The 18,222-nt window shown below is 66.3% G+C and carries 17 protein-coding genes; 9 read left to right on the forward strand and 8 right to left on the reverse strand.

Translation table 11 applies throughout. The features are described 5' to 3' along the window. The first annotated feature begins 43 nt into the window (after positions 1 to 43). The 5 genes from ABZ293_RS03270 (at position 44) to ABZ293_RS03290 (ending at position 6,701) form a co-directional block, all read left to right on the forward strand. Complete coding sequence (locus ABZ293_RS03270; protein WP_355177043.1) at positions 44 to 1,507, forward strand: nitrate/nitrite transporter; 1,464 nt, start codon at positions 44 to 46, stop codon at positions 1,505 to 1,507. Between the two features lie 26 nt (positions 1,508 to 1,533). Further along, positions 1,534 to 4,083, forward strand: coding sequence for a nitrite reductase large subunit NirB (nirB, locus tag ABZ293_RS03275; protein WP_355177044.1), 2,550 nt, complete (start codon positions 1,534 to 1,536; stop codon positions 4,081 to 4,083). 64 nt (positions 4,084 to 4,147) lie between these two features. After that, positions 4,148 to 4,600: a nitrite reductase small subunit NirD gene (nirD, locus tag ABZ293_RS03280; protein ID WP_355177045.1), complete on the forward strand. Its 453-nt coding sequence runs from the start codon at positions 4,148 to 4,150 to the stop codon at positions 4,598 to 4,600. Beyond that, positions 4,597 to 5,838: a uroporphyrinogen-III synthase gene (locus tag ABZ293_RS03285; protein ID WP_355177046.1), complete on the forward strand. Its 1,242-nt coding sequence runs from the start codon at positions 4,597 to 4,599 to the stop codon at positions 5,836 to 5,838. Before nirD ends, ABZ293_RS03285 begins: the two co-directional genes overlap by 4 nt. Continuing rightward, a complete protein-coding gene (locus ABZ293_RS03290; protein WP_355177047.1) occupies positions 5,835 to 6,701 on the forward strand; it encodes a CbiX/SirB N-terminal domain-containing protein in 867 nt (288 codons plus the stop codon). The genes ABZ293_RS03285 and ABZ293_RS03290 overlap by 4 nt, the downstream gene beginning before the upstream one ends. A gap of 477 nt (positions 6,702 to 7,178) precedes the next feature. Here ABZ293_RS03290 and ABZ293_RS03295 read toward each other — a convergent pair whose 3' ends face one another. The 3 genes from ABZ293_RS03295 to ABZ293_RS03305 all read right to left on the reverse strand — a co-directional run bounded on the left by ABZ293_RS03295 (position 7,179) and on the right by ABZ293_RS03305 (position 10,492). Next, positions 7,179 to 9,479 (reverse strand): hypothetical protein, encoded by a 2,301-nt coding sequence (locus ABZ293_RS03295; RefSeq protein WP_355177048.1) that lies wholly within the window; start codon positions 9,477 to 9,479, stop codon positions 7,179 to 7,181. 451 nt (positions 9,480 to 9,930) lie between these two features. Next, on the reverse strand, positions 9,931 to 10,182 hold the full coding sequence (locus ABZ293_RS03300; protein WP_355177049.1) for a hypothetical protein: 252 nt from the start codon (positions 10,180 to 10,182) through the stop codon (positions 9,931 to 9,933). After that, entirely contained in the window at positions 10,169 to 10,492 is a 324-nt protein-coding gene (locus ABZ293_RS03305) for a hypothetical protein (protein ID WP_355177050.1), read from the reverse strand. The genes ABZ293_RS03300 and ABZ293_RS03305 overlap by 14 nt, the downstream gene beginning before the upstream one ends. A 597-nt stretch (positions 10,493 to 11,089) precedes the next feature. Between ABZ293_RS03305 and ABZ293_RS03310 the strand changes: the two genes are divergently transcribed. Further along, entirely contained in the window at positions 11,090 to 12,250 is a 1,161-nt protein-coding gene (locus tag ABZ293_RS03310; protein ID WP_355177051.1) for a helix-turn-helix transcriptional regulator, read from the forward strand. Positions 12,251 to 12,453: 203 nt separating this feature from the next. Here the strand turns inward: ABZ293_RS03310 and ABZ293_RS03315 are convergent, their stop codons facing one another. Beyond that, on the reverse strand, positions 12,454 to 13,491 hold the full coding sequence (locus ABZ293_RS03315; protein WP_355177052.1) for a hypothetical protein: 1,038 nt from the start codon (positions 13,489 to 13,491) through the stop codon (positions 12,454 to 12,456). Here ABZ293_RS03315 and ABZ293_RS03320 point away from each other — a divergent pair. Then, positions 13,477 to 13,950, forward strand: coding sequence for a type II toxin-antitoxin system VapC family toxin (locus ABZ293_RS03320; RefSeq protein WP_355177053.1), 474 nt, complete (start codon positions 13,477 to 13,479; stop codon positions 13,948 to 13,950). The two genes, ABZ293_RS03315 and ABZ293_RS03320, sit on opposite strands and share 15 nt — an antisense overlap. Before the next feature lie 21 nt (positions 13,951 to 13,971). Here the strand turns inward: ABZ293_RS03320 and ABZ293_RS03325 are convergent, their stop codons facing one another. After that, positions 13,972 to 14,931 carry a helix-turn-helix domain-containing protein gene (locus ABZ293_RS03325; RefSeq protein ID WP_355177054.1) on the reverse strand — a complete coding sequence of 320 codons (960 nt, stop codon included), beginning with the start codon at positions 14,929 to 14,931 and terminating at the stop codon, positions 13,972 to 13,974. A gap of 141 nt (positions 14,932 to 15,072) precedes the next feature. On the opposite strand from ABZ293_RS03325, the gene ABZ293_RS03330 reads away from it, so the two are divergent. After that, a complete protein-coding gene (locus tag ABZ293_RS03330) occupies positions 15,073 to 15,984 on the forward strand; it encodes an NAD-dependent epimerase (RefSeq protein WP_355177055.1) in 912 nt (303 codons plus the stop codon). A 387-nt stretch (positions 15,985 to 16,371) separates the two neighbouring features. On the opposite strand, the gene ABZ293_RS03335 is transcribed toward ABZ293_RS03330, so the two are convergent. After that, positions 16,372 to 16,824: a VOC family protein gene (locus ABZ293_RS03335; RefSeq protein WP_355177056.1), complete on the reverse strand. Its 453-nt coding sequence runs from the start codon at positions 16,822 to 16,824 to the stop codon at positions 16,372 to 16,374. A 106-nt stretch (positions 16,825 to 16,930) separates the two neighbouring features. Beyond that, a complete protein-coding gene (locus ABZ293_RS03340; protein WP_355177057.1) occupies positions 16,931 to 17,344 on the reverse strand; it encodes a pyridoxamine 5'-phosphate oxidase family protein in 414 nt (137 codons plus the stop codon). A 243-nt stretch (positions 17,345 to 17,587) separates the two neighbouring features. On the opposite strand from ABZ293_RS03340, the gene ABZ293_RS03345 reads away from it, so the two are divergent. Continuing rightward, the gene (locus tag ABZ293_RS03345; RefSeq protein WP_355177058.1) at positions 17,588 to 17,923 is read left to right on the forward strand and encodes a hypothetical protein; all 336 of its coding nucleotides are present in this window, start codon (positions 17,588 to 17,590) and stop codon (positions 17,921 to 17,923) included. Here ABZ293_RS03345 and ABZ293_RS03350 read toward each other — a convergent pair. Then, positions 17,871 to 18,158 carry a GNAT family N-acetyltransferase gene (locus tag ABZ293_RS03350; protein ID WP_355177059.1) on the reverse strand — a complete coding sequence of 96 codons (288 nt, stop codon included), beginning with the start codon at positions 18,156 to 18,158 and terminating at the stop codon, positions 17,871 to 17,873. The genes ABZ293_RS03345 and ABZ293_RS03350 overlap by 53 nt on opposite strands. Between the last annotated feature and the right edge of the window lie 64 nt (positions 18,159 to 18,222).

Below are 18,222 nucleotides of genomic sequence, written 5' to 3' on the forward strand. Positions count from 1 at the left end.
CCCGTTTCCTACCGTGGGGCTAACCGATTTTGGGAGGCCCCTGTTGAGCACGCTGACGCGTAACCACAACATCGAGCATTGGGATGCCGAAGACGTCGCGGCCTGGGCGGCCGGCGGCAAGGACATTGCCAAGCGCAATCTGATCTGGTCTGTTTTCGCAGAGCATGTCGGTTTCTCGGTGTGGTCCATCTGGTCGGTCATGGTGCTGTTCATGCCCACCGATAAGTTCGGCATCGATCCGGCGGGCAAGTTCTTCCTCGTCGCCATGCCGACCCTGGTGGGTGCGGTGCTGCGGATTCCGTACACCGTCGCCACGGCGCGTTTCGGCGGCCGCAACTGGACCATCTTCAGTGCGCTGCTGCTGCTCGTTCCGACGCTGCTCACGCTGTACTTCATCAACCAGCCGGGCACCTCGTACACGACCTTCCTGATCGTCGCGGCCTTCGCCGGATTCGGTGGCGGCAACTTCGCCTCCTCGATGACCAATATCAACGCCTTCTACCCGCAGCGGTTGAAGGGCTGGGCGCTCGGCCTGAACGCGGGCGGCGGAAATATCGGCGTACCCGTCGTCCAGCTGGTCGGCCTGCTGGTCATCGCCACCCTCGGCAATGGCTGCGCCTCGGTGATCTGCGCGTTCTACCTGGTACTCGTCGCGCTGGCTGGTGTCGGCGCGGCGCTGTACATGGACAACCTGCGCAACCAGAAGGCCGATCTCTCCTACATGATCACGGCGCTGAAGGTGCCGCAGTCCTGGGCAATCGCCTTCCTCTACATCGGCACCTTCGGTTCGTTCATCGGCTACAGCTTCGCCTTCGGCCAGGTGCTGCAGATCAGCTTCAAGGCCGGCGGTGACACCGTCGCGCAGGCCGCACTGCACGCCGCGCAGATCGCGTTCATCGGTCCGCTGCTCGGTTCGCTGGCCCGCCCGTATGGCGGCAAGTTGGCCGACCGGATCGGCGGCAGCCGGGTCGCCATGTACACCTTCGCCGCGATGACCGCCGCCGCGGTGTTGGTGGCCGTGGCGAGCGCCGCCGGTGACCGTAGCGGCGGCGTGCCGAGCGGTGCCGCGATGGTCGCGCTGGTGGTCGGATTCATCGCACTGTTCGTCGTATCGGGCATCGGCAACGGGGCGGTCACCAAGATCATCCCGTCGGTCTTCGACGCCAAATCCAAGAGCCTGGAGGCGAGTCCGGCCGACCGGGCCGCATGGTCGCAGAACACCTCCGGCGCGCTCATCGGTTTCGTCGGCGCGATCGGTGCGCTCGGCGGCGTCGGAATCAACCTGATGCTGCGCTCCTCCTACGCCGCAACCAAATCCGCGACCACCGCGTTCTGGGTCTTCATGGCCTTCTACGTGGCCTGCGCCGCAGTCACCTATGTGGTGTTCCTGCGCCGCCCGCGCATCGCGATCGACTCCGAGGTCGTCGTCGAGGCCGAGGCACTCGTGCTCGAAGCCGAATCCGTCGGCACCACATCCCAGTCCGCCAGCCCGTCGGCCCGAGCCTGACGCCGAACCATCAACGGAGGACAGTCATGAACTCGACAGTCGACCCCACCCTGCGCAAGACCGCCGTGGTCGTCGGCCACGGCATGGTCGGGCACCGATTCGTGGAGGCGCTGCGGTCCCGCGATGAGGCCGGTCAGTGGCAGGTGGTCATCCTCAGTGAGGAAAAGCTGCCCGCCTACGACCGCGTCGGACTCTCGTCCTACGTCGGCAACTGGGAAGCCAGCACGCTCGCCCTGCCCGGCAACGAGTACGCCGGGGACGACCTGGTCGAGCTGCGGCTCGGTCAGGCCGCGCAGACCATCGCCCGGGAGGCCCGCAAGGTCACCACGTCGGCGGGCGACATCATCGCCTACGACGCGCTGGTGCTGGCGACCGGCTCGTACCCCTTCGTGCCGCCGGTGCCCGGCCACGATCAGCCGGAATGCTTCGTCTACCGGACCATCGATGACCTCGACGGCATCCGCGCGGCCGCCGCCGCGGCCGGACCCGGTGCGGTCGGCGTGGTCGTCGGTGGTGGTCTGCTCGGATTGGAGGCGGCCAACGCGCTGCGGCTGCTCGGCATGACACCGCATGTGGTCGAGTTCAATGCCCGCCTGATGCCCGCCCAGATCGACGAGGGTGGCGGCGCCATCCTGGAGAAGCTGGTCACCGACCTCGGACTGCATGTGCACACCGGTGTCGGGACCGCGTCGATCGAAGCCGATCCGGCCGCGGAAACGGCGGAGCGCCTGACGATTACGCTCTCCGACGAGTCGGTGATCAAGGCCGGACTCGTGGTCTTCTCCGCCGGTGTCCGCCCGCGCGACCAGATCGCCCGCGACAGCGGCATCGAGGTCGGTCCGCGCGGCGGCATCATTACCGATCTGGGTCTGCGGACCTCGGATCCGAATATCTACGCGATCGGCGAATGCGCCGCGGTGGAAGGCGTTTGCTACGGCCTGGTCGCTCCGGGCTACACCACCGCCGAGATCGTCGCGGACCGATTGCTCGGTGGCGCTGGCGAATTCCCCGGCGCGGATATGTCGACCAAGCTGAAGCTGCTCGGTGTCGACGTGGCCAGCTTCGGTGACGCACACGGCAGCACCGAGGGCGCGCTATCGGTGGTGCTGCACGATGCCGCAAAGGGCACCTACGCGAAACTCGTTGTCTCCGATGACGCGCAGACCCTCCTCGGCGGCATCCTGGTCGGCGATGCGACCGCGTACTCGGCGCTGCGTCCGCTGGTCGGGCGTCCGCTGCCCGCCGAGCCCGCCGCGCTGATCTCCCCGGCGGGTGCCGAACTCGGGGCCGATTCGCTGCCCGACGACGCCCAGATCTGCTCCTGCAACAACGTTTCCAAGGGCGCGATCTGCGGGGCCATCGACGAGGGCGCCTGCGATATCCCGGGCATCAAGAAGTGCACGTCCGCGGGTACCTCCTGCGGTGGCTGCGTGCCCATGCTCAAGAAGCTGCTCGAGCAGTCCGGTGTGCAGATGTCCAAGGCGCTGTGCGAGCACTTCGCGCAGTCGCGCGCCGAGCTGTTCCAGATCGTCCAGGTCACCGGGATTCGCACCTTCTCCGCCCTGATCGCCAAGCACGGCAAGGGCACCGGCTGCGATATCTGCAAGCCGACAGTCGCCTCCATCCTGGCCTCGACCTCGAGCGAGCACATCCTCGACGGCGAACAGGCCGCGCTGCAGGACACCAATGACCACTTCCTGGCGAATATGCAGAAGAACGGCACCTATTCGGTGGTGCCGCGGATGCCCGGCGGTGAGGTCACCGCGGATCAGCTGATCACCATCGGCCAGATCGCCAAGGAATTCGACCTCTACGTCAAGGTCACCGGCGGTCAGCGGATCGACCTGTTCGGCGCGCGGGTCGAACAGCTGCCGCTGATCTGGAAGCGGCTGGTGGATGTGGGCATGGAGTCCGGCCACGCCTACGGCAAATCGCTGCGCACCGTGAAGAGCTGCGTCGGTTCCACCTGGTGCCGCTACGGCCAGCAGGATTCGGTCGGCATGGCGGTGCTGCTGGAGAAGCGCTACCGCGGCCTGCGCTCGCCGCACAAGCTGAAGTTGGCCGTCTCGGGCTGCGCCAGGGAATGCGCCGAGGCCCGTGGCAAGGACGTCGGCGTCATCGCGACCGAGCACGGCTGGAACCTCTACGTCGGCGGCAACGGCGGTCTGACCCCGAAGCATGCGGTACTGCTCGCCGGTGATCTCGATGACGAGACGCTGATCAAGTACATCGACCGGTACCTGATGTTCTACGTGCGCACCGCCGACCGGTTGCAGCGCACCGCGCCGTGGCAGGAATCGCTCGAGGGCGGTATCGACTACCTGAAGCAGGTCATCTGCGAGGACAGTCTCGGCATCGCCGACGATCTGGAGGCGGCCATGGCCCAGCATGTCGCCGGCTACCGCGACGAATGGGCCGCGGTGCTCGACGACGAGCAGAAGTTGTCGCGCTTCGTGTCCTTTGTCAATGCCCCCGAAGCGGCCGATCCGACCATTTCGTTCGATGAGAGCGGGGAACGGAAGGTGCCCGTCTTGTTGGGCATGCCGGACGTCCCGGTCGCCACACGCGGGCAATAGCCGCTTAACCCCGAAGAAACAGGGCGCCGGTACCAATGGGTAAGGCGTTTGGAGGATGACACCGATGACCGTGATGGACACCCCCGGCATAGCCACAGCTACCGCTGTGTTTACCCACCCCGTCGGCTCCGCCGACTTGCCATCCCCCTCGGGTTGGACGCAGGCGTGCCGACTCGACTACCTGATCCCCGGCCGCGGCGTCGCGGTATTGCTGAAAGGCGGCCGTCAAGCCGCGCTGTTCCTGCTGACCGATGGCACCCTGTACGCCGTCGGCAATATCGATCCGATCGGTCGGGCGGCGGTCATGTCGCGCGGGATCGTCGGCGATCGCGGCGGGATCCCCGTCGTCGCGTCGCCGCTGCTGAAGCAGGCCTTCTCGCTGTTGGACGGGCGCTGCCTGGACGACGATTCGGCAGCGCTGCCGGTTTACGCGGTGCGCGTCGACGACGGCATCGTTTCGGTATCCAATGAGCTGGTCGCCGCCGGACTCGACGCCACGGACGGTGGATCGGCATGACAACAATCGATACGGGCGCCTGTCTGGCCGGATTCACGGTCGGCGTCACCGCGGCCAGGCGGGCCGACGAGTTCGCTACGCTGCTCGTTCGACGGGGTGCCGGTATCGTCGCGGCCCCCGCGATCCGGATCATTCCGCTGGCCGATGACAACGAGCTGGAGCGGGTGACCCGCGAGATCGTCGCCGATCCACCGCAACTGGTGGTCGCCACCACCGGCATCGGCTTCCGCGGTTGGATGGAAGCGGCCGAGGGCTGGGGCATCGCCGAGGATCTGCGCACGACGCTGGGCGCGACCAGGATGCTGGCGCGCGGACCGAAGGCCAAGGGCGCCATCCGCGCTGCCGAACTGCGCGAGGAGTGGTCCCCGGCCTCGGAATCCTCCGCGGAGGTGCTCGACCATCTGCTCGCCGAGGGCGTGGAGGGCGTGCGGATCGCGGTCCAATTGCACGGCGCGACAACGGAATGGGAGCCGGTACCGGACTTCTGTGAGGTATTGCGGTGCGCGGGTGCGGATGTCGTTGCTGTCCCGGTGTATCGCTGGGTGCCGCCGGATGATCAGGGGCCGATGGACCAGCTCATCGAGGCCACCGTTACCTCCAGCCTGGACTGTGTGACCTTCACCAGTGCGCCCGCCGTCGCATCGATGTTGATGCGCGCCAAGGAAACCGGGCTGCTCGAGAGTGTGCTGCACAGCCTGCGCGGCCGGGTGCTGCCCGCCTGCGTCGGACCGATCACCGCGGCACCGCTGGAGGAGCTCGGCGTGCCGACCTCGATGCCGGGACGCGCCCGGCTCGGTGCGCTGGCCCGGCACGTCGCCGAGGAATTGCCGCGGCGCGCCAATCGCATTCAGGCCGCCGGACATACGATCAGCGTGCGCGGTGCCTGCGTGGTGGTCGACGGTTCGGTGCGTCAGCTCGCACCGGCGCCGATGGCGCTGATGCGGTCGCTGGCACGGCAGCCCGGCCGGGTCGTCTCCCGGGAGGACCTGCTCGCGGCGCTGCCCGGCGGCGGTGACGACACCCATGCCGTGGAAACCGCGATCGCGCGGCTGCGCGCGGGGCTGGGTACGCCGAAAGCCATTCAGACCGTGGTCAAACGGGGCTACCGACTCGCGCTGGACGCCGCGGAATGCGCCGACGACTTCCCGCGCACTGTGGCTACCGAACGTCCGCGGGTCGCCGGTATCGCAACCCCGGCGCGTGCGCCGAGGTACGCCCAGACGGCGGGGAGCTGGTGACGGCTCCGGCCCTGGTCCTGGTCGCACACGGCACCAGGAGTACCAGGGGTGTGCAGATGATCGCCGCGCTCGCCGAGGCGGTGACACGGGAGCTCAGAGGGATGGCAGCCGGCGGGGTGGGGGAGCACGGCGCCGCGATTTCGGGCGGCGGCGAGGCTTGCGCCGGTACGGCTCCGGTCGGCGAACATCGCGCCGTCGTCCGTGGGGCGGAGACCGACGAGAAGCCTTGGGTGCGTACCGCTTTCGTGGACGTACTCGGTCCATCGCCAGCCGAGGTGCTGCGCGATCTCACCGATGCCGAGGGGGAATCGGTTCCCGCAGTGGTGGTCCCGGCATTTCTTGCCTCCGGATATCACGTCTATCAGGATGTGCCGCGCGAGGTGGCGGAGAGCGGTCATCCCGGGGTCGCCGTCACGCCCGCGATGGGACCGGATCCGGCCCTGGCCCGCATCATGGCCATGCGGCTGCGTGCCGCCGGATGGCGGCCAGGTGATGCGGTGGTCTTCGCGGCGGCCGGATCATCGGATGCCCGTGCGCGCAGAGATGTTCGGCGCGCGGCGGCCATGCTGGCCGAACATCTCGGTGTCGCGGTTCGCATCGGCTATGTCGCCACCGGAGCTCCGCGGGTACCGGAAGTTGTCGCCGAACTTCGTGAGTCGGGTGCGCAGCGAGTCTTCATCGCGTCGTATCTGCTGGCTCATGGGCTATTCCAGCAGCGCCTGCATGAGGCTGGAGCCGATGGTGTTGCCGAGCCGATCGGTGTGCACCCGGCTGTTGTCCGTCTGATCGCCGACCGGTATCGCGCCGCCGCCCGAGAATTGATGCGGGCCAACGCATTACCTGTGGAAGTCAGAGGGGCGTAGCGCATAGGCGAGGCAATTGGCATCGATTACGTCGGTTTCGTCCAGGTCGTCGTAATCGTCTGATCGCCGACCGCTATCAGGCCGCCGCCCGAGAGCTGGTGCGTGCCAAAGCCTTTCCTGTGGAGATCAGCGGTGCTGACCACATTCGCGATCCAATACGAAAGCGCGTCCGGTAGCGACGGGATTGTGTCGCGCACCATTTCTCGCGCCGCACACGAATTCGGGAAACGGTGATCGGCGGCTGCACCCGTCAGTTCGTCGGTCGGTTGGGCGCGCTCGGCGTCCCGGTCATGGCCAAACCTCGCCCGGTGGGCGCCCATGCCTGGACGTACTGGTGGGACGACGTGCACGAGTCCCGGCCGCTGTTCGCCGCCGCGCTGGGCGGCTGATCGGCGACCTACCCGAGCGGTGTGAGCTCGCCTCGGACCGATTGCGGGATCGGAACAGACCTGTTCGGCCCGAAGAGATCCAGCCTGATCACGGCGTCCAGGGGTCGAGTCCACCGTCGGGATCCAGGTGATCGAGATTGGCGACGCGCCTGGCCGAGTGCAGCAGAGCCTCGCGGTTGGCTTCGGTCGGATTCGCGTGGTAGGCACGCGCCGCGTCCCGGTGCATGGTCGCCACTTGGTGTCCGATGTGCCAGCGGGTGTCACGGCCCGCGCCGTCCCACTCGGCCGGGGTGATCGCCGCGCGCAGTGCCCGGTCCGAATGCCAGTTGCTCTCGACCCTTTGCACGAACGCTTGGTCGATCGCGGCGCCCTGGGCCGGCGCGTTACTGTGCCGGAGGAAGCTGTCTGCCGCGATGACCGCTTGGGCGGCGAAGGCATCGTGCGCCTCGTGGTCGACATGGTTCTCGACGGCAAACGCTGTCGCGATCGCCTTCTGCAACGGTGCGAAGCCGTACGGATTCTGCGACATGGTCGATTCCTGGGTCGACAGCGCGTTCAGCGAGTGGTTGACCATCTCGTCGCTGGCACCCGCGGCGAGCAGGACGTGATGCACACGCGATTCGGGAACCTTGCTGTCGCGCAGGGCCTTCAGAGCGCGGGAAACACCCATTTGGCTGTTCATGCCCCCGTGTTGCCCAGCCGCGGCAACCGCAATGCCCCGCCAGTTCGTGCGGGACAGCTCGTGCTCGACGTAGCCCGCCTCGCGGCTGGCCAAGATTCTCCTGGTGGACCGTTCGATCCTCTTCCGTGTGTTGGCCAAGGGATTCAACGGATTGATGGTTCCTCCGGCGAGCCAAGCCGTAACGGGCGAGGTGTTGACGGTATTGAGCCTGCCGAGTGTGTTCACGAATCCCATGCCGGGTGCGGCTTTCGCGTTACCACCGGCCATGCCGAGGGCCACACCGCCGCTGCTCGACGACTTGGTCTGACTGCCCTGGATCGCCAGGGAGAATCGGTTGGCGATCCAGTCGTTGCCACGGGACAGGCCGCTGCTGAGTCGTTTCAGCTGGAGGATGGCGACGATCTCGACGGTGCCGGCGATGATGATCACAGCGATGACCTGGCCGCGCGCTTGCGCGAACAGGTTGCCCATGAACAGCACGTAGACACCGAGGAATATGGTGTACGCGGTCATCCGCGCCGCCGCGACGAAGCTGTCCACGAGGTTGCGGACCAGGAACGTCTGCGTCGGGCCGTACACGAATCCGCCCGCGGCGAAGCCGAATATCGACATAATCCCGTGATAGATAGTGTCCAGGGCGGCCTTGATGACCTTGAGTCCGAGGAACATCGCGAATAACAAGAGGATGCCGCCGCAGATCAGCAGCATCAGCCCGGTGGCGACCTGCCCCATCGTGGGATTGTCGGCGTTGGCATACGCGGCAGTGTCTCCGCATGCCTTCATGCCGTTGATCACCCTACCGTCGTCACCGGCCGTCACCCCTGCCGACCATGCCGACCGGCAGGCGGGCCGCTGGTCGACCGTATGCCCGAAATTCCACACTTGCAGCGGTTGACGGGCGAAATTGTCGGCCAGATCGCTCTGCATGGTCGCCACCAGCTGGGTCGGATTCGGGTTGGCGTTCCCGTTCAAGCCGGCCGCCACAGAGATGCCCAGATCGCGGCCGTGCGCCAGCAGCCCATCCGAGGACAGCACATCAGCCAGCGGCTCGGCCAGGAACACCGGCCCCAGCACGGCCACCCCGACCATCGTCACCACCTGCATGGTGGCCTTCGCGTGGTAGCCGCGCACGATGAACCACGCGACGAAGAACGCGCCGATACTCGCCGCGGTGACCAGCATGATCGGAGTCGCGAGCTGCCCCGCCAGAGCATCGGCCACGCCACGCAACGCCGCACTGAACATATCCAGCCACCGGAAGCTCAACGCGTAACCGATCAACCAGATCGCGGTCGTCACAATGGCTATGTAGCCGATGAATTCGAAGCCCAGCACCGCCCACAGGATGGTGGCGCGCGGCTTGAACAGGCTTTCGTCGCCGGTCGCGAACCTATAGTCGGACAGCCGAATACCCGACGAGTCACGGATATTCATCCAGCTGAGTCCGTCGATCCCGGATGTCCGAGATGTCCCGGCCACCGTGCCCGCCGCGTCCTGGGCGACGGCTATCGCACCGACGAAGCCGGGGAATACGAAGAGCGCGAAGGTGATCAGCGCGAGCCAGGCCAACCGCCGCCGGGCGCCGGTCTCCAGGCGCAGCCGCCTGCCCGTCGCATCGCGGTGTGCATATCGGCGTCGGCCGAACGTGCCGGGAACTTCAACCGAATGCGGCCTGGATGAACTGCGGCTGGCAGTGAATGTTCGCACCGCCGGGGAGCAGATGTGCACAGAAGAGTCCTTTGCCCCGTTCCTGGGCGCGCGATTGTCTGTGAATTCTGAAACGGGTTGTGCACGAACGGTATTGACAAGCCGGGATCCTCGTCTCACTTGGGGTATTAGAGACGAGTATGGAAACATTTGGTTGAACGCCCAGCGACATCCATGTGGCTCGGGAGTGTATGCAAGAACCTGGGGCGGCTGTCCGGGCCAGCGCCAAATGTGCTGTGGTGCAGGCTGATTCGAAGTAGCGGGCGGCCGCTTTGGTTCGTAGGCGGCCGTTCGTGACGACCTCGTCCCGGGATGCGGCTCTGGCGTGGAAGACGCTGTCGCGCAAGGCAGGTGATCTGGTCAGCCCGCACGTAGGGATGGTCGACGACACCGGGCAGGCCACAGACGGAGACGCCTCATCGTCTGTGGCCCGACCCGGACTGTCCGGCGATCATGGCGCATCCGGCAGTGCGCTGGTCTGCTCGGCATCGACTACTTCGGTTTCGTCCAGGTCGTCATATTCGACGAGCCAGCCGTCCGTGCCCACTGCGTACAGCGAGCCGTCCGCGGAATGACACAGCGGGACGCTATTCGTGGGAGCCAGTTCGAGTTTGCGTCGGGTGTCTTCGTGGAAGACGGTGAGCAGCAGCTCTACGGCGGGGGCGATTTCGTCTCGGCGACGCTCGATTTCATTCTTCAGCATTGTGCTCCAACGAGTTCGGGAGGCCCGCCGCGCACAGCAGCGCGGTCCAGTAGTCATTGCGCACCACGTCCCAGAGGTCGTCGTGCGCGGGCAGCAACTCGCGCGCGTCGGCTAGATCCGGATTTACGTCGAACAGGATTGTTCCGGGCTGTGCCTCCGGAAGCGGCGTGCGTGATGGGAGCCGGTGCGCGGTGAACGACTCGCGGGGAAACTGCACCCGCAGTACGCGCGCCGAGCTACTGACCAGCTGCCACACCGCAATCTTGTCGCCGTCCCGAGTTCGGGTGGTTCGCAACATATCTCGCCGCATCACAGCACCTCACTGCTGGCACGCCCGATGCCGGGGGAATTGACACCCCGGCACCGGGACGACTCGGTGGGCGTGATCTGAGCTGCCCACTCGTGAATCGCATGGGCGAACAACTCGACCACTTTGGCCGACGCACCGACGTAGCTGGTGGGTGGCCCAATGAATGGATCTCGTTGGGGAAGCTCATGGTTCGGCATCTGCCGACCTCCCGGACCTCGATGGTTGTAGTTGTGCCCGGCGCTGACTGCCCTCGTCCCACGCGAAAAGCCGCCACTTCGGGAGCTGCTGCGGCGGGTGTTCCATACCGTCGGGATCGACGGTTTCCACCTGCACCCTGTGGCCGGGTTCCACTGCCGTAGGGCTGCGACGAACCGCACGATCACATCGGCCGGGGCGGTGTAGGTGACCGCGGGATGTCGTGGCCCGGTGGCGAAATCGACCCAGACCACGGCCCGCTGCGGAAGTTTCGGTATGTCCAATGCTCGCCCCCTTGCTGCGCCCGGCTGGTGTGGCATCAACCTTCGCCGTCTATAAGCCGATGGAAGGACAGGGAAGGGACAGCAAGACACCATTCGACCATCGGTCTACGCTCGGGTCATGGGGCATCATGCAGGCGAAGCCGTCGCGAACGAGCGCAAAATAGCTGGGCTTACGCAACGCGCATTAGCGACCCGCACCAACTATTCGCTGTCGATGGTCAAGGCGGTGGAACAGGGCCGGGAACCGGCGTCACCCGGTTTCCTGTCGGCCGTGGCGAAGGTGCTGCGCATTACCCCGGAGCAGTTGACCGGCGCGCCCTACGCGGACGGGAAACCACTCTCCGACGCCGTGAACAACCTCTCGGTGCTACTCACCGAGGGCCGGTACGCCCGCGCCACCGAACCCGGCGATCTCGCCGAGATAGAAACCGACCTGGCTGCGGCGCAACGGTTGTACCGCAGCGACCGAACCCGCCAAACCATCGAAGTGCTGCCCGGCGTCATCCGACGGATACACGGCGCGGTGCGGGAGGAAACCGGCGACCGAAAAGCCCACGCCTACACCCTATTGACCTCAGCGTATGTGCTCGCGGAATGGTCAGTGCGGCGCACTGGGCATTTGATGCTCGCGCTTCCCGCGCTGGATCTGGCCGACATGTACGCCCCGCATGCCGACGACCCGAACTATGCGGCGTTCTCGGCGTTGGCGCGTGCCCGCGTGCTCACCCACTACGGAGAAACCGGTGTCGCCGCCCATTTGGTCGACACGGCCATAGCTACCGCCGGCGACTCCCACGCGGGGCATGTGATGGCCGGATACTCCCATCTCGCGGGGGCGATCAATCAGGCTCGCACCCTCGACTACGCCGGGGCGTTGGATCACGTGACGGCGGCCCGCGACTATGCCCGCCATACTGGGGAAACAGACCTGTACATGACGGCGTTCGGGCCGTTGAATGTCGAGATCCACTCCCACGCAATCGAGTTGGAAGCGGGCGACCCGAACAAAGCCGCCATTGAGGGGGCGAAACTCACTTACCCGGCCGACGCCGCGCCGACCAGGGTCGCGCACCACTGGCAGGACAACGCCCGCGCCTGGTTGATGTCCGGGAAACCGGACAAGGCGCTCGCGGCGTTGAACAAGGCTCGCGCCGCCGCACCCCAACAGACCCGGCTGCATCCCTCGGTGCGTGAAACCGTATGCGGCATCGCATCGGCGCAGCGACGGCAGTCGGATGGGTTGCTGGGGTTCACGTCGTGGCTCGGAGCGACGGTGTAAATCGCGTCCCTCTGTGGCCGTGCGTTGCTGCGGCAGCAGCTGAACGCAGCAGCGACGAAGATGGAGATAGCCGGGCCGTCCCTTGCTCTGGACTGTCCGTTCCGCGGGAACGCGGCGGGCGCTGGCGAGCTGTGGTTCGCCGAGTAGATCTGGGCGGACCGAGTTCCGACTGTCCAGAGAGGGCGGCGGCCTCCGTGGCCCGATCACGAATCGGTTCCTCTGCCCCAGCTGGCGCAAACATCGTGCTGCGCAGACTGTTTCGGATCGGTGAGACGGTGTGGGTTGCTGCCATCGCGGTTCATCACCCAGAATTCCTGGAACTCGGCTCCCTGGTCGGACGCTGGATCTGGGGTGAATCGGGTGTAGACGATTTTCGTGCCGTCCGGCGAGAACGACGGGTAGGCCGCGTCGTCGTTGAGCAGTCGGATGTTGTGACCATCAACATCCACCACGTAGATCCCGGACCGGCCATTGTGAGCGCGATAGCTGGTGAAGACGATCCCGGCTCCGTCCGGGGTGAAGACCGGCGCGAGATTGGTATTCGGATCGTCCGGCAGCAGCGGCCGTGCACCGGTTCCGTCGGATGCCATCACCCAGATAACTCCGGAGGAGGGGGCGAACAGGATCTTGGAACCGTCCGGTGAGAATGCGGGACGATCCGTCGATCCGTCGACGTTAGGGTTCGCGACGGGGAAGTAAGGGGCTGGAAGGGGGATGGGGCCGTAAGGGGTGTCGATGCTGGTGACGGGGCCGGTCGGTTCGGGGTCTGGGTTGAGTTGCTTCGGCTCGCCGCCATCGGCATTCATTATGTAGACGATATGACCACGCGTGAACGCGATCTTGGTGCCGTCGGGGGAGAACGTGGGGTAGGTGGACGCACCGTGGGTGAGTTTCCTGACATTGCTGCCGTCGGGATCCATGACCGCGATCGTGTACCCGCCGACGACGATTTTCGAGCCATCGGGGGCGAAGCTCGGACAGGCGCCGTAACTGATGCGGGTGACCCCGGTCCCGTCGGGATTCATCACGAAGATCGAGTTCCGGTCACCAGCGAATACGATCTTGCCCGGAGGCGGCGACTGGTCGAGATCCGCACCGCAGCCGAGGGCCAGCCCCGACACAGCGACGGTGACGGTGACGGCCCGCACCAATCGGCTTCTTGCCCCGACCATGCCGATCACCTTGCTGGTCCGCTGAGCGATATCGGCCCACCGCGTGGGCATGAGATGACTGCTCGACATGTCGAGCATCGTCCCCGGACATGGCCTGCATGCCTTACCGGTCCTGGGAATCCCGTCGGCGCCGGCGTCGCCGCGCGTCGGCGCCGACACGTGCTCTGGCCTGACCTCCCAAACAGTAACCGCCGCATCGACATCGGCCTGCTTCCGGAGGAATCGGCAGTCAGCGTGGTCACCTTCGCTGAGTTGCGGTGGGGTGTGCTGATGTCCGTCGATGACGAGTCCCGTTCCCGCAGGCTTGATACCTTGACAGCTGTGCAACGCTTGCAACCGATTCCGATCGATGAGCGCGTGGTGGCGGCGTGGGCGCTGCTGCGACAGCGGCCCAAGGCGGCAGGGACGAAGATGGAGATCAACGATTCGTGGATTGCCGCGACTGCGATGGCACACGGATGGCCGGTCGTGACTCAGGACACCGGATTTCCCTCTGTCGTGCCGGGGCTGACTGTCATTCAGGTGTAGCGTGGCCGCCCCGGGGTTTGCTTACGCGGATCGGTGTGGGGTGCGGGTGAAGGAGGCGCGGTAGGCGCTCGGGGGAAGGCCCACGTGGCGGATCATGTGTTGGCGCAGGGATTCTGCGGAGCCGATGCCGCTGTGGCGGGCGACCTGGTCCATGGGCAGGGTGGTGGATTCCAGGAGTTCGCGGGCGCGCTGAATGCGTTGGTGCAGTAGCCATTTCTGCGGGCTGAGGCCGGTTTCCTCGTGGAAGCGGCGGGTGAGGGTGCGCACGCTGGTGCGGGCGTGGGTGGCCAGATCGTCCAGGGATAGGGGAGTGTCGAGGCGTTCCAGGGCCCAGGTGCGGGTGGCCGAGAGGGACAGGCCGTTTTCGGGCGGCAGTGGCGAGTCGACGAATTGGGCTTGGCCGCCGGGGCGTACCGGTGTCACCACAGCGGCGCGGGCGGCGGCATTGGCGACCGTCGCACCGTAGTCGGTGCGAATCAGGTGCAGGCACAGGTCGATTCCGGCGGCGGCACCGGCGGCGGTGGTCACCGGTCCGTCCTCGATGAACAGGGCGTCGGAACGCACGGTCACGTCCGGGAACATCGCTGCGAGTTCGTCGGCCAGACCCCAGTGCGTGGTGGCGGTGCGTCCGGACAACAGCCCGGCCTGCGCCAATACGAATGCGCCGCTGCAGATCGAGGTGACGCGCTTGCCTTGTTCGACGGCTTTGTGCAGTGCCGCGATGGTGGCCGCATCGGCGGTGCCGCGACTGCCGGTGCTCGGCACGATGACGGTATCCGCCTCGTCGAGCGCATCCAGTCCGCGCGGCACCACGACATCGAAGCCGCCCAGCGCACCGGGAACCACGCCGGGTTCGGCGGTGCAGACAACCATCCGATAACACAGCTCACCGTCCACCGTCACCGTGCCGAGCATGGTTCCGGGCATGGCGAGTTCGAAGGGCTTCACCGGCGCGACGGCGACAACGGCCACGGTCTTCATGGCTGGATCCTTGGGATAGATGGCTAACCGGCCACTAGTCTAGCGGTCCCGCTCCCGGCAATGTTGATGGCACGCGATCGACAACCGGCTCCGAAGTCCCCGTCGATTGTGTGAATTATCTTGTCCGAGAAGGGAAGTCGCATGCCTTCGCATGTCATCATCGGCCGGGGTGGCACCGCCTCGGCAACCGCCGTCCGGTTGGCCGAATCCGGTGACCGGGTGCGGATGATCAGCCGCAGCGGCGCGGGTCCGGAGCATCCGGATATCGAGCGCATCGCGGCCGATGCCGTCGACGCGGCCGCGCTCGCCGACCTCGCCAAGGGCGCCGATACCGTCATCAATGCCGCCATGCCCGCGTATCACACCTGGCCGGAGGCGGTGCCGCCGCTGTTCGGCGCCATACTGTCGGCCGCCGAGCAGACCGGTGCGAACTACGTGATGCTCGGCAACCTGTACGGCTACGGCCCGGTGGACGGAGTGGTCACCGATCACACGCCCTTGGCCGCTACCGGACACAAAGGACGGGTGCGCGCCCGGATGTGGCTCGAGGCCAAGGCGGCACACGATGCGGGTCGGGTGCGGGTCACCGAGGTCAGGGCCGGCCAGTTCCTCGGCGCCGGTGCGATATCGGTGTTCTCGCTGCTGGTGCAGCCGAAAGTGGTCGCGGGCCAACTCGCTCTGGTCCCGCAGAACCTGGACCTGCCGCACGCCTACACCGCGATCGGCGATGCCGCCGACGCCCTGGTGGCGGTCACGCGCAGCGAAATCGCCTGGGGCCGTGCCTGGCTCGCCCCGACCATCACCAGCACCCTGCGCGAAGCCGCCGAACGCTTTGCCGCCGCGGCCGCGGCCGCGAGTCCGCGCCTGGCGGAGATGTCCGACCGCGAACTGACCCTGCTCGGCCTCACCGATCCGTTCTGGGGCGAGTTGTTCGAGACCTATCACATGTCGCACCGGAAGTTCACCGTTGACGATGCGGCGATCCGGGAGACGTTCGGGGTCACCGCGAGCGACCTCGACACGGTCTTCGCGGAGGTGGTTTCGGCGTCCTGAACGGGTCGCCGCGGTCCCCGGTGCCACGCCGACATCCAGGCGGCGCGCGATGTCACGGTCTGCGGCGGCCACCCGTAGTTCCTCGCCACCGAAGCCAATTGTCGGATAAGGACTTCGGAACTCGTCGCGCCGACCGGCGGTTCGCGGCGCAGCGGTCCGATAGTGCTGCTACGCGAGTTGCGTTGGGCGGGCGTGGTTCTGGGCGCGGTCGCTCTGCGGGGTGGTCCGATAGTGCTGCTGCCCGAGTTGCGTTGGGCAGGTGCGGTTCCGGACGCGGTCGCCCTGTGCGACGGTGGGCGCGCGATGACCTATCGGGAGTTGGACGCCGTGCGCCGGGCAGCCCGTGAGTCGAGGTTCAGACGGGTGCCCGGTGCGCGGAGTTGAGCGTCAGGCCTGGTCGTGGGCGTCCTGGAGAACCTTCACGTCGAGTTTGGACATGGACCGCAGGGCAGTGGCGACCGCGGCGGTTTTGGTGGGATTCTCGCCGTTCATGAGGGTGAGCAGGGTGGCGGGAACCACCTGCCAGGACAGTCCGTAGCGGTCGGTCAGCCAGCCGCACGGGCCGGGTTCGCCGCCGTCGACCAGGGCGTCCCAGAGTTGGTCGACCTCGGCTTGGGTTTCGACGACGACCTGGATCGAGGCGGCATCGGTGAACGGGTGGCCGGGCCCGCCGTTCATCAGCGTGTAGGGGTGGCCGTCGAGTTCGATGGCCACGATGAAGGCCGAACCGTCGGGGTGGCGGTTCACCTCGACGATGCGGGAGTTGGGGATCAGGGCGGTGTAGCGTGCGGCGGCTTCCTCGGCGTCGCTGTCGAACCAGAGGAAGGTGTTGACCGACATGGTGGGCTCCTGGGGTTGTCGATGACCTACTGTCACCCACTGGTCGGAGCCGATCGGACACCTTCGACCTATCGCCACGGATTTCTCGAGATTTTTCGCCGCCGCCTCAGACGCTCGCGATGGCGACGAACTGATCGGGAGTAATGGTGATCAGCACCCGCGCGCGATCCTGCTGATCCAGCGCCGATCCGCCGTACTTCTCCCAGATGCGCTGGGTCCACACACCGTCCGGATCGATGGTCAACTCGGCGTCGCCAATGATCCGGACCTGCCGGTTCGGCCGCTGGCCGTCCGCGCGCCTGCCGACCTCCCGATCGATCACCAACCCGACCCGCGGATTCGCCCGTATCCGCCGCAGATGCGGACGCCCGGCCCAACTGGTGAGCCGGAAAGCATGCTGATCCCACAGAAACCAGATGGGCGTGACATGCGGATATCCGGCCGCGTCAATGGTGGCCAGGTGCGCGACGATATCGCTGGCCAGCAAACCGGCGATCTCGGCAGGACGTAGCGTCCGCATCTCCAACCCCCTCGATTCGAACCTATGTTCGAGTCTACCTCGTTCTAGCGAGTCGAACTTTCTGGCAGGGTTGCTCGGTTTACGCTCCGGGCACATCGAACCAGGAAGGAGCAGGTCTGCGGCGAGATCACGGCGGTTGAAGATTCCGGTCGAGGACAAGGTGCGAGTGGTGTTGTCGGTGCTGGCCGGGGAGATGAGTGCCGCCAAGGCCACTCGCGGGGTGAACACGGCATCGGTCGGTAAGTGGAAGCAGCGAAATACGCCGAGGAATGGCCGGCGTGGGGGCATCGCAAGATCGCGGCGCTGATGCGCGCCGACAGCTACGAGGTCTCGACTTCGACGGTGCAGCGGGCACTGCGGCGGCGCGGACTGTTGCTGCCGCAGGGCTATCGGGCGGACCGCAAGTCATGGGCGATGCTGCGGCGCATGGTGTTCCACGATCTACCGACACAACGCAATCGAGTCTGGCAAACCGATTTCAGCGAATTCGAAACCAGCGGTGGTGGCATCTGGCGGATCTGCGCGGTCATCGACTACGCGACGAAATACTGCTGTGCAGCTCTTCCAGCGCCCAGGTAGCCATTGCCGCCAGAGCATGCGCGGCGATGCCATGGCCGCGGGCAGAGCGGACCACCCAGTAGCCGAGCGATGCGCGGCCTTCGTCGATGTCCTTCAACCACAGGCCGATACTTCCCAGTGGTGTGTTGTCCCGTCGCCGGACGATCACCATCGGGTATCCGGTTCGATCGGTCGCTAGTTGCCACTGGCGTTCGACAAACCGCGTTGCGGCCTCGCGCGAGAAGGTCGCCGGCACCGTGGTTATAGGAATCAGGTCCGCGAGCTTCTTTGTCACACGGGTGTCGCGGGGTTATCCGGAC

The organism is Nocardia sp. NPDC005998, assembly GCF_040614395.1.
In the GTDB taxonomy this organism is placed as follows: Bacteria; Actinomycetota; Actinomycetes; order Mycobacteriales; family Mycobacteriaceae; genus Nocardia.